8 protein-coding genes and 2 pseudogenes are annotated in these 10,051 nt (G+C 71.3%); 8 read left to right on the top strand and 2 right to left on the bottom strand.

Annotated features, from left to right (window positions below; all coding sequences use genetic code 11):
* Positions 1-722, top strand: a pseudogene (locus EAO76_RS44975) (hypothetical protein); the annotation flags it as partial.
* Between the two features lie 184 nt (positions 723-906).
* Here EAO76_RS44975 and lysS read toward each other — a convergent pair.
* The gene (gene lysS, locus EAO76_RS38005) at positions 907-2,682 is read right to left on the bottom strand and encodes a lysine--tRNA ligase (RefSeq protein ID WP_148840775.1); all 1,776 of its coding nucleotides are present in this window, start codon (positions 2,680-2,682) and stop codon (positions 907-909) included.
* Positions 2,683-2,819: 137 nt separating this feature from the next.
* Between lysS and argS the strand changes: the two genes are divergently transcribed.
* On the top strand, positions 2,820-4,592 hold the full coding sequence (gene argS / locus EAO76_RS38000) for an arginine--tRNA ligase (RefSeq protein ID WP_148840773.1): 1,773 nt from the start codon (positions 2,820-2,822) through the stop codon (positions 4,590-4,592).
* A 125-nt stretch (positions 4,593-4,717) separates the two neighbouring features.
* Here argS and EAO76_RS37995 read toward each other — a convergent pair whose 3' ends face one another.
* Positions 4,718-6,109 carry a helix-turn-helix transcriptional regulator gene (locus tag EAO76_RS37995; protein ID WP_148840772.1) on the bottom strand — a complete coding sequence of 464 codons (1,392 nt, stop codon included), beginning with the start codon at positions 6,107-6,109 and terminating at the stop codon, positions 4,718-4,720.
* 367 nt (positions 6,110-6,476) lie between these two features.
* Between EAO76_RS37995 and EAO76_RS37990 the strand changes: the two genes are divergently transcribed.
* The 6 genes and pseudogenes from EAO76_RS37990 to EAO76_RS37965 all read left to right on the top strand — a co-directional run.
* Complete coding sequence (locus tag EAO76_RS37990; protein ID WP_148840770.1) at positions 6,477-7,229, top strand: DUF4232 domain-containing protein; 753 nt, start codon at positions 6,477-6,479, stop codon at positions 7,227-7,229.
* Positions 7,230-7,352: 123 nt separating this feature from the next.
* Entirely contained in the window at positions 7,353-7,763 is a 411-nt protein-coding gene (locus tag EAO76_RS37985; protein WP_148840769.1) for a VOC family protein, read from the top strand.
* A gap of 38 nt (positions 7,764-7,801) precedes the next feature.
* Positions 7,802-8,269 (top strand): helix-turn-helix transcriptional regulator, encoded by a 468-nt coding sequence (locus EAO76_RS37980; RefSeq protein WP_148840768.1) that lies wholly within the window; start codon positions 7,802-7,804, stop codon positions 8,267-8,269.
* 2 nt (positions 8,270-8,271) lie between these two features.
* The gene (locus EAO76_RS37975) at positions 8,272-8,898 is read left to right on the top strand and encodes a glyoxalase (RefSeq protein WP_148840766.1); all 627 of its coding nucleotides are present in this window, start codon (positions 8,272-8,274) and stop codon (positions 8,896-8,898) included.
* 52 nt (positions 8,899-8,950) lie between these two features.
* The gene (locus EAO76_RS37970) at positions 8,951-9,406 is read left to right on the top strand and encodes a pyridoxamine 5'-phosphate oxidase family protein (RefSeq protein ID WP_148840764.1); all 456 of its coding nucleotides are present in this window, start codon (positions 8,951-8,953) and stop codon (positions 9,404-9,406) included.
* Between the two features lie 93 nt (positions 9,407-9,499).
* Positions 9,500-10,051 (top strand): annotated as a pseudogene (locus EAO76_RS37965) (HEAT repeat domain-containing protein); the annotation flags it as partial.

Genomic DNA, 10,051 nt, shown 5'->3' with positions numbered 1-10,051 from the left:
AGCCCGAGCTCCCCTCCGCCCCCGGCCCGCAGCACGAACTGCAACAGCAACAGCAGTACGCGCAGCAGCACGAGCAGCAGTACGAACAGCACGAGCAACAGCACGACCCGCAGTACCAGCAGCAACAGCACCCCCAGTACCAGCAGGAGGGCCCCGGCCCGCAGGGGAACCCCTGGTTCACGGCGTCCCGCGGGCCGAACGAGGCGTACGAGGGCACGTACGACCCCGAGTACGTCGAGGGCCCGGAGCCCGGCCCGGTCATGGTCCCGTCCGGCCCCGGCGGCCGCACCCGCCCCCTGGGCAACGTGGGCACCATCGGCGCCGTCCCCGGCCCCCGCACCGCGGAGCACCGTCCCGACGAGCAGGACCGGCCGACGCAGGGCCGCCCGGTCCAGGAACAGCTCGAAGAGCACCTCGAGGAGCAATTCGAGGAGCACTTCGAGGGACAGTTCGAGGAGCAGCCCGCCGAGCAGCCCCGGGAGTCCGGGGCGGACGCGGCCGAGTGGGCCCAGGAGGACGCCGAGTTCGCCGAGATCGCGTACAAGGAGTTCGCCGCGTTCGTGAACCAGAACAACGACTTCCCGAGCGTCGACGCCCTGGACATACACGTGTCGGACGTCCATGACGTCCGCCACCCGCGCAGCGCGGCGCTGCTCCGCCGCATGATGCCGGAGTTCAAGAACCGCTACCACGCCGAGCTCGAAGCCGACCACATCGCCTGAGAGCACAGCAGACACAGCAGGCACGGCAGGCACGGCACCGCCCACCACCGCACCACGCGGCACGGCACCGCGGCACTGAACGGAACGACACCGATACGGCGAGGGGCCGCCACCCGGACGATCCGGGTGACGGCCCCTCGTGCGTACGGCCCCGGCCCCGCGCGCGGCGGGACCGGCGCCGGCGTCACGCGCCCAGCAGCCTCCGCACCCGGTCCGCGCCGACGGCCAGCAGCAGCGTGGGCAGCCGCGGCCCCGTGTCCCGGCCGACCAGCAGGCGGTACAGCAGCGCGAAGAACGACCGCTGCGCGACCTTCAGCTCCGGCGTCGGCTTGGCGTCCGGCTCCAGGCCCTCCAGCACCTTCGGCACGCCGTAGACGAGCGTGGTGAGCCCGTCCAGCGACCAGTGCGAGTCCAGCCCGTCCAGGAGCAGCCGCAGCGACCGGCGCCCCTGCTCGTCCAGCGAGCCGAGCAGTTCCTTGTCCGGCTCGTCGCGCACGATCGTGCGGGCCTCGGCCGGGACCTGGCTGGTGATCCAGTTCTCGGCGCGGTCCAGGCGCGGCCGGGCCTCGTCCAGCGCGGCCAGCGGGTTCTCCGGGTCCAGCTCGCTCAGGATGCGCAGCGTCTGCTCGTCGTGCCCGCCCGTGATGTCCACGACCGACGCGAGCGTCCGGTACGGCAGCGGGCGCGGCGTGCTCGGCAGCTCACCGGCCGCCGTGCCGACGGCACGGGCGTACGCGGCGGCGTCGGCCGGCAGCACCGAACCGTCGGCGACCTTGCGCCCCAGCGAGTCCCACTCGTCGTAGAGCCGCTGGATCTCCTGGTCGAAGGCGATCTTGAAGGACTGGTTGGGCTTGCGGCGGGCGTACAGCCAGCGCAGCAGCGGCGCCTCCATGATCTTCAGCGCGTCGGCCGGGGTCGGCACGCCGCCCTTGCTGGAGGACATCTTCGCCATGCCGGAGATGCCGACGAAGGCGTACATCGGGCCGATCGGCTGCACGCCGTCGAAGACCTCGCGGACGATCTGGCCGCCGACCACGAAGGAGGAGCCCGGCGAGGAGTGGTCCACCCCGCTCGGCTCGAAGATCACGCCCTCGTAGGCCCAGCGCATCGGCCAGTCGACCTTCCAGACCAGCTTGCCGCGGTTGAACTCGCTCAGCCGGACGGTCTCGGCGAAGCCGCAGGCCGTGCAGGTGTAGTTCAGCTCGGTGCTGTCGTCGTCGTACGACGTGACGGTCGTGAGGTCCTTCTCGCAGTTGCCGCAGTAGGGCTTGTACGGGAAGTAGCCGGCCGAGCCGCCGCTGCCGTCGTCCTCGCTCGCCGCGCCGGAGCCCGCCTCGGCCTCCAGCTCGGCCTCGTCGACCTTCTTCTGCTGCTGCGGCTTCTTGCCGCCCTTGGCACCCTTGGCACCGGCCTCGGCCGGGTCCTTCTTCGTGCGGTACCGGTCGAGGACGGCGTCGATGTCGGCGCGGTGCTTCATCGCGTGCAGGATCTGCTCGCGGTAGGCACCGGCCGTGTACTGCTCGGTCTGGCTGATGCCGTCGTACTCGACGCCCAGCTCGGCCAGCGAGGCCGTCATGGCGGCCTTGAAGTGCTCGGCCCAGTTCGGGTACGAGGAACCGGCGGGGGCGGGCACCGAGGTCAGCGGCTTGCCGATGTGCTCGGCCCAGGACTCGTCGACCCCGGGGACGCCGTTCGGCACCTTGCGGTAGCGGTCGTAGTCGTCCCAGGAGATCAGGTGCCGCACGGTGTACCCCCGGCGGCGGATCTCGTCGGCGACCAGGTGCGGGGTCATGACCTCGCGGAGGTTGCCCAGGTGGATCGGGCCCGACGGGGAGAGGCCGGACGCGACGACGACCGGTTTGCCAGGCGCACGACGCTCCGATTCGGCGATGACATCGTCCGCGAAGCGGGAGACCCAGTCGGCCTCGGTGCTGCTCTGACTCTGAGCCACGGTCTGCACGTCCTTCTCTCTGGTGGGGACCTGGTAGGGGCTCCGCCCATTCTCCCAGGTCCCGCCCGGAGCGCGAAAATGGCTTTACCACCCATGGAATACTGGTTGTGATCCCTTGTACTCCTACGGAAACGGCAGCCCGTCCCATGCCTGAGCACGGCTCGGTCAATTCCCTCGCTTCCACGCTCCAGCAGCAGCTCGCGGACGCCCTGACGGCAGCCCTGCCGGACGCCGGCACCGCGGACCCGCTGCTGCGACGAAGCGACCGGGCCGACTTCCAGGCCAACGGCATCCTGGCCCTCGCCAAGAAGCTCAAGGGCAACCCCCGCGAGCTGGCGTCGCAGGTCACGGCCGCGATCCCCGAGGGCGGGCCGATCAAGGAGATCGAGGTCTCCGGCCCCGGCTTCCTGAACATCACGCTCAGTGACCGGGCGATCATCGAGACCCTCGCCGCGCGCGCCGCCGACGAGGACCGGCTCGGCGTGCCGTTCGACGACGCCGCGGGCACGACGGTCATCGACTACGCGCAGCCGAACGTGGCCAAGGAGATGCACGTCGGCCACCTGCGGTCCGCCGTGATCGGTGACGCGATGGCGCAGATCCTGGAGTTCAGCGGCGAGTCCGTGGTCCGCAGGCACCACATCGGCGACTGGGGCACCCAGTTCGGCATGCTCATCCAGTACCTGGTCGAGCACCCCGACGAGCTGTCCCACGAGGACGGTGCGGAGGACGGCGAGGCCGCCATGTCCTCGCTGAACCGGCTCTACAAGGCGTCCCGGGCGCTCTTCGACTCCGACGAGGAGTTCAAGGCCCGCTCCCGGGACCGCGTCGTCGCGCTCCAGGCCGGTGACGAGGAGACCCTCGCCATGTGGCAGCGGTTCGTCGACGAGTCGAAGATCTACTTCTACTCGGTCTTCAACAAGCTCGACATGGAGATCAGCGACCCCGACATCGTCGGCGAGTCCGGCTACAACGACATGCTGGAGGAGACCGCCCGCCTGCTGGAGGAGTCGGGCGTCGCCGTCCGCTCCGAGGGCGCGCTCTGCGTCTTCTTCGACGACGTGAAGGGCACGGACGGCGAGCCGGTGCCGCTGATCGTGCAGAAGTCCAACGGCGGTTTCGGTTACGCCGCCACCGACCTCTCCGCGATCCGCGACCGGGTCCAGAACCTCAAGGCGACCACCCTGCTGTACGTGGTCGACGCCCGGCAGGCCCTGCACTTCAAGATGGTCTTCGAGACCGCCCGCCGGGCCGGCTGGCTGAACGAGGACGTCAAGGCCGTGCACCTCGCCTTCGGTACCGTGCTCGGCAAGGACGGCAAGCCGTTCAAGACCCGTGCGGGCGAGACGGTCCGGCTGGAGGACCTGCTGGACGAGGCGATCGGCCGGGCCTCCACCGTCGTGCGCGAGAAGGCCAAGGACCTCACCGAGGACGAGATCGCCGAGCGCGCCGCGCAGGTCGGCATCGGCGCGGTGAAGTACGCGGACCTGTCCACGTCGGCCGCCCGCGACTACAAGTTCGACCTGGACCAGATGGTGTCGCTGACCGGCGACACCAGCGTGTACATCCAGTACGCGCACGCCCGGTCCCGCTCGATCAAGCGCAAGGCGGGCGAGCTGAGCCCCCGGCCCCACCCGGAGCTGGAGCTGGCCCCGGCCGAGCGCGCGCTGGGTCTGCACCTGGACGAGTTCGGCGAGGTCGTGTCCGAGGTGGCCACCGCGTACGAGCCGCACAAGCTGGCCGCGTACCTCTACCAGCTGTCGTCGCTGTTCACGACCTTCTACGACCAGTGCCCGGTGCTGAAGGCCGAGGTTCCCGGAGATGTGGCCGAGAACCGCCTCTTCCTCTCGGACCTCACCGCCCGCACCCTGCACCGGGGCATGGCACTGCTCGGCATCCGGACCCCCGAGCGCCTCTGATCCCCACCGGCCGTCCGTACGCGAACGGCCCGGATCATCCGTCCGTACGCGAACGGCCCGGTGCGGCGACCGCAGTCACGCGGTCACCGCACCGGGCCGTTCCGTTTCCGCGCCCGTTTCCCGTACTACTCGATGGGGATCACGGGGGGCTTCCACTGGGCCGAGTCGTACCAGTAGATGTACATCGGCCGGGTCTTGGTGCTGCTGGTGCGGAACGGCTTCCCGTTGTCGTCGATGCGCAGCGTCCCCTTGCGGCCCCCGCTGCTCCACTCCAGCTCCAGGTACCAGCTGACGTCGTGCCCCTCGACGTGCGCGTCCAGGTCGAACACCTCCACGTCGGTGGAGGACACCTGGAACGGGAAGTTCTTCGGCGGCACCGGCTCGTCGTTCCGCTGTCCCGCCACCGGGGTGAGCGTCGGCCGGTTGTCGTCGAGGTCGATGTCGAACGTCTGCGGCGTGACCCCGCTCCCGCAGCCCTCCCCCATCGAGTACGCCGACCACGGCAGCGGTGCCTTCCGGGACAGCGTCCGCACGTGCATCCTGTTCAGCACGACGGCCTGTCCGGACTTCCCCTGCACGGTGATCTCCAGCTTCATGCGCCCGCCGTCCACCCCGCCCAGCGCCCGTGCCCAGCTGCGGCGTTCCTGCGACGGGGGCGGCGGGGGAACGTCGTCGGGGTCCTGGTCCAGCACGTAGAACTGGTTGCAGGGGTCCTCCCAGTTGTACGAGCTGATGGTGGCGGTCAGCGGCACACCACCGCTCGCCTTCCCGCCCCCGCCACGTCCCGGCGAGGCGGTCGGGGCCCCGGGCGTCGCCGAGGAGGACGCGCCCGCCCGGTCCGAGGGCGAGGCGCTGCCCGACTTCTTCGGCCGGTCCGGTGAGGCGGAAGCGGTCCCGCCGTCGACCAGCTCGGGCTCGTCCGCATCCTTGGCCTGCACGGAGGGTGCGTTGCTGAACTCGTCGGAACGGTCGGCGGTCAGTTTGCTCACCACGATCGAGGTGGGCACGGTCAGCGCGACGACGGCGGCAGCGGCGAGCAGCACCCTCGACCGCCGGGAGGCCAGGAATCCCTTCCGGCGCGGCGGTACGGGCTCCGCACCGACGACCGCCGGCTCGGGCTCGGGAACAGACCCGGGATCGGGATCAGGATCGGGATCGGGAACAGACCCGGGCTCGGGCTCGGGCGCAGATGCCGGTTCCGGCGCCGCCTCGGCGGCCGGCCCGGGTGCGGGCACCGGCTGCGCGCCCGGCTCCATGGCCGTCGGACGGCGCCGCGCCGCGTCCGCCAGGATCCACCGCCGGTGCAGCTCCACCAGCTCGTCCGGCTCCGCCCCGCACAACCGCGCCAGCCGTTCCACCGGGGCGTACTCGTTGGGCACGGCATCGCCGTTGCAGTACCGGTGCAGCGTGGACGTGCTGACATGGAGTCTGCCTGCCAGAACTCCATAGCTGCGCCCCGAACGGTCCTTCAGCTCCTTCAACAGAGCCGCGAACTCCCTGGCCTCCGGCGTCGCCACTGCGGCGTTCCCCCCTCTGGTCCGTCCCAGAACACCGTTCCAGGGACGTGGAATCTGCCCAGGTCACAGTACGCGCAGGCATTCCAGCATCCCCAATGGGTCGTTCGGCGTTGCGGCCGGAATCCGCCGCCCCGCAACCTGTGACCACACCGCAGCGACCACACCGGGACGGCGCAGTGAAAACCCAGTTCCACATCGACCCGATCGATGTCGTGGCCATCGGCGTGGTGATCGTTTCCACCGCGATCGTCCTGGCCCTGATCCACCGCTGACCGCACACATCCGCACCACGCACCACGCACCACGCACAGCCGCACATCCGCACAGCCGCACCGCAGACATCACAGACACCACGGGGAGTACCACCATGCGCAGCAACAGCCGCTTCCGCACCGCCGCCCTCGCCGCCACCGCGCTCCTGGCCGCCCTCTCGCTCACCGCGTGCAGCGACACCGACGGGGACGCCGGCAAGGCGGGCGCCGCGGCCCCGGCGGGCAACACCGCCTCCTCCGAGGCCGGCAAGAACACCGAAGGGGCCGGGACCACCGACGAGGACCAGGCCCGGAACACGTCCTCCACCTCCGGGAACAAGGGCGGGGACAAGGGCGGGGACACCTCCGGAGCCGAGAATTCCACCGGCTCCGACACCGGCCGGAAGAGCAGCACCGGAAGCACCGGGAACACCGGAAGCACCGGCTCCCCCGTCACCTGCACCGGTGACAACACCAAGGTCACCATCAGCAAGGTGAGCCGCCCCATCAACCACCTGCTGCTCACCGCGACCAACACCGGCTCCCGCCCCTGCTACGCGTACAACGCCCCGGCGCTCCGCTTCGACGACGCCCAGGCCGTCTTCCCGGTCCTCCGGAGCAGCGTCCCGCAGGCCGTGGTCGCCCTGGAGCCGGGCCAGTCCGCCTACGCCGGCATCGGCCTGTTCGGCGAGACCGACGGGAAGGACCTGTACGAGGGCACGGACCTCACGGTGTACTTCACCCCCAGGAGCAACTCGGGCTCCACGGGCTCCCCCGCCGAGCTGAAGCTCCCCGCCGGCACCCACTGGGGCGACAACGGTTTCGTCACCTACTGGCAGAGCGACATGGCCGTCGCCCTCACCTACTGAGCCCCCGCCGCGGACGCCGCACATACCTCGCACAACGCCTCGATCGGGGCGGGGCACCGGCCCCGCCCCGATCGATCAGGATTCGAGAAGCACGGGTCGCGGGACCGTGCCAGCATCATCGCCATGGACATCACCATTCACACCAGCTTCCTCCCGCACCTCGACCCGGACGCCTCCCTGGCCTTCTACCGCGACGTCCTCGGCTTCGAGGTCCGCAACGACGTCGGCCAGGGCAAGATGCGCTGGATCACGGTCGGCCCCGCCGACCAGCCCAGCACGTCCATCCTCCTGGCCCCGCCGGCCGCCGACCCCGGGATCACCGAGGACGAGCGCCGTACCATCGCCGAGATGATGGCCAAGGGCACCTACGGCTGGATCCTGCTCGCCACCCGGGACCTGGACGGCACCTTCGAGAAGGTGCAGGCCGGTGACACCGAGGTCGTCCAGGAGCCGACCGAGCAGCCGTACGGCATCCGCGACTGCGCCTTCCGCGACCCGGCGGGCAACCTGGTCCGCATCCAGGAAGTCCGCTGACCCACCCGGCGAACGGGTACGACGAGAGGAGTTCCGCCATGTGCCGACCCGCATGGGGAAACGCCCGCGCCGAGGCGCAGCGCCTGAACGACCTCGCGCTCCTGCGCCGCGTCCGCGACCGGATCGACCGGGAGTACGCGCAGCCGCTGAACGTCGAGGCGCTCGCCCGCGGCGTGAACATGTCCGCCGGGCACCTCAGCCGCCAGTTCCGGCTCGCCTACGGCGAGTCGCCGTACTCGTACCTGATGACGCGGCGCATCGAGCGCGCGGCGGCACTGCTGCGGCGCGGCGACCTCAGCGTCACCGAGGTCTGCTTCGAGGTCGGCTGCTCGTCGCTGGGCACCTTCAGCACCCGCTTCACCGAGCTCGTCGGCATGCCCCCCAGCACCTACCGGCGCCGTGCGTCGGACGGTGCCGCGGGGATGCCGCCGTGCGTGTCCAAGCAGGTGACACGACCGGTCAGGAATCAAGAAGCACCGGTCGTCGAGGGGCACATAGCGTCATGAACATGAACTTCATCGAATCCGTGACCCTCGACGTGGCCGACCCCGAGGCCGCCGCCCGCTTCTGCTCCACCGCCTTCGGCCTGGACACGCAGATACGTCTGCGGGCCTCGCAGGAGCCCAGTACCGGCTTCCGCGGTTTCACGATGGCGCTCACGGTCTCCGGGCCGTCCGCCGTCGAGAGCCTCGTCGCCACCGCCCTCGAAGCCGGCGCCACGGAACTGAAGCCCGTCACGAAGTCGTTCTGGGGCCACGGCGGTGTCGTACGGGCCCCGGACGGGACGATCTGGAAGATCGCGACCTCGGCCAAGAAGGACACCGGCCCCACCACCCGCGGGATCGACCGGATCGTGCTCCTGCTGGGGGTGGCGGACGTGGCCGCGAGCAAGCGGTTCTACGTCGGGCAGGGCCTCGCCGTGGCGAAGAGCTTCGGCCGCGTGTACACGGAGTTCGCCTCCGGGGAGGGTCCCGTCGAGCTGGCCCTGTACCGGCGCCGCGCCCTCGCCAAGGACGTCGGCGTCTCCCCCGACGGCACCGGCTCGCACCGCGTCGCGCTCGTCGGCGGCACCGAGTCCTTCACCGACCCCGACGGGTTCGCCTGGGAGGCCGCGGTACCGGCCCCCGCGGCGTGACCGCACCACCGCCGCCCACCACCGCCCGCACGACACGACCCGGAGGAACCCGATGACGGACGCACCGCCGCGTGGACTCGACGAGAGGCTGCGGGACACGCGCGCACGGCTGGAGACCGACATCGACCTCTGGGTCTCGACGTCGGGTTCCGCGGGCGGCGCCCACCTCGTGCCCCTCTCGTTCCTCTGGACCGGGACGGCGTTCCTCGTCGCGACGCCCCGGGCCTCGGTCACCGGCCGCAACCTGCTGGCGGACGGCCGGGTACGGCTCGCCCTCGGCCCGACCCGCGACGTCGTCATGGCCGACGGCACCGCCGAGCCGGTGGACCTCACCGACCTCGCCCCGGGCACGGGCGACGCGTTCGAAGCCAAGACCGGTTTCGACCCGCGCGGGATCGACGAGCCCTACCAGTACTTCCTGATCCGGCCGCACCGCGTCCAGGCCTGGCGCGAGGCGAACGAGATGCGGGGACGCACCCTCATGCGCGACGGCCACTGGCTCGGCTGACCCCGCCCGGCGCCGGAAGGGCGGAACGCGAACGCCGCGAGGCCGGGGAAACCTGCCTGCACGACCGGCGGGAGGGGCTCTAGCATCGCCCGCATGGCGATGTTCGTGCACCTGACCCCCTCGGCGAACGCGGCGCGCGTCCGCCGTTCCGGCATACGGGCCGAAAGCCACGGCCGCGCGCCGTCGCTGCCCCGGGGCGTCTACTGCTTCCCCGTGCTCCCCTCGTACACCCTCACCCACCAGTGGCTGCGCGAACTGGCCAGGCGCGGCGGCCCGCGGGGGCTCGTCGCCGTGCACATCCGGCTGCCGGACGACGAACCCGTCACCGTGGGCCGCTACCACCGCGACCCCCTGACCACCACGGCCGCCGACGCCGTGCGCCGGGTCGCCGCCACGCCCGACCCCCGCGGATGGGAGGTGTTCGTCCCCCGCGCGGTCACCGGGCGCGAGGTGCACCGCATCCGCGCCGTCAGCCAGGTCACCGGCTGGCGGTACTTCCCCGGCTCGAACGGCAAGACGCCCTGCACCTGCTTCGGCTGCCGGGCGCGCGGCGAGTACGGATCGCAACGCCTGCGGCAGCGCCGGCCCCACCCCCTCGACTCCCGGACCCCCGCGTCAGGGTCCCGGGAGAGGCGGTCGAGGAGC

Origin of the sequence: Streptomyces sp. sk2.1 (assembly GCF_008120935.1) — a bacterium.
Classification (GTDB): domain Bacteria; phylum Actinomycetota; class Actinomycetes; order Streptomycetales; family Streptomycetaceae; genus Streptomyces.
This window is presented reverse-complemented; position numbering and strand designations above follow the sequence as displayed.

Excerpts from the sequence above, each read along its gene's own strand:
- EAO76_RS37970 (WP_148840764.1), top strand. The coding sequence starts at position 8,951 with ATGACGGACGCACCGCCGCGTGGACTCGACGAGAGGCTGCGGGACACG.
- EAO76_RS37985 (WP_148840769.1), top strand. The coding sequence starts at position 7,353 with ATGGACATCACCATTCACACCAGCTTCCTCCCGCACCTCGACCCGGAC.
- argS (WP_148840773.1), top strand. The coding sequence starts at position 2,820 with ATGCCTGAGCACGGCTCGGTCAATTCCCTCGCTTCCACGCTCCAGCAG.
- EAO76_RS37975 (WP_148840766.1), top strand. The coding sequence starts at position 8,272 with ATGAACTTCATCGAATCCGTGACCCTCGACGTGGCCGACCCCGAGGCC.
- EAO76_RS37990 (WP_148840770.1), top strand. The coding sequence starts at position 6,477 with ATGCGCAGCAACAGCCGCTTCCGCACCGCCGCCCTCGCCGCCACCGCG.
- EAO76_RS37980 (WP_148840768.1), top strand. The coding sequence starts at position 7,802 with ATGTGCCGACCCGCATGGGGAAACGCCCGCGCCGAGGCGCAGCGCCTG.